Source organism: Bacillus sp. mrc49 (assembly GCF_002803435.1).
The window spans coordinates 1-976 of record NZ_PHNG01000010.1; the positions used below are offsets into that span (position 1 = coordinate 1).

Here is a 976-nt window from a genome sequence, read left to right on the forward strand (position 1 = left end):
TTCTCCGTTGATAAAAAAGAAGTGAAGCTTTCCAACGGCTCCACTTTATCCTATGATGCCCTTGTCGTGGCACTAGGAAGCCAAACAGGATTCTTCGGCATTCCAGGTCTTGAAGAAAACAGCATGGTCTTGAAATCGGTGAAAGATGCCAACCAAATTTACAAGCATATCGAAGATCGCATTCGTGAATATGCCCAAACGAAAAATGAAGCCGATGCGACCATCGTAATTGGCGGGGGCGGCTTGACTGGCGTCGAGCTGATTGGTGAAATCGTCGATCATTTCCCTAAAATCGCCAAGAAATTCGGCGTGGACTTCAAGGATTTGAAAGTCAAGCTTGTTGAAGCTGGTCCAAAAATCCTTCCTGTGCTGCCTGATCCGCTAATCGACCGGGCCATGTCTTCCTTGGAAGCACGCGGCGTCGAATTCTTGACAGGTCTTCCTGTAACGGGTGTCAAAGGCAACCAAATCGAATTGAAGGATGGACAAACGATCACGGCCAATACGCTTGTTTGGACAGGCGGGGTTGCGGCTCTTCCTATCGTCGGCGAATCAGGTCTTGAAGTCGATCGCGGCAAAGCAGCCGTTAATGAATACCTGCAATCGACATCACATAAGGATGTATTCGTTGTCGGTGACAGCGCCCTTGCTTTCCCTCCAGAAGGCGGACGTCCATACGCGCCAACTGCACAAAACGCATGGCAAATGGGTGAGCTTGTCGGGTATAACCTCTATGCAGCCTTCGAAGGCAAGAAGCTTGAAGTATTCACGCCTGTAAACTCAGGTACGCTTGCGAGCCTTGGCCGTAAGGATGCCGTGGCAACCGTCGGAGCCAATAACACATCCCTGAAAGGCCTGCCGGCCACTTTGATGAAGGAAGCAAGCAATATCCGCTACCTATCACACATCAAAGCGCTATATAGCTTGGCCTACTAAAATAAAGAATCATTTCAAAAAGGACCATTCATCAAATGAA

1 protein-coding gene is annotated in these 976 nt (G+C 48.9%); it reads left to right on the forward strand.

Annotated features, from left to right (window positions below; translation table 11 throughout):
• Positions 1–936, forward strand: a 936-nt coding sequence (locus tag CVN76_RS00170; RefSeq protein ID WP_100530061.1) for an NAD(P)/FAD-dependent oxidoreductase, incomplete at its 5' end; no start/stop codon positions are given.
• Between the last annotated feature and the right edge of the window lie 40 nt (positions 937–976).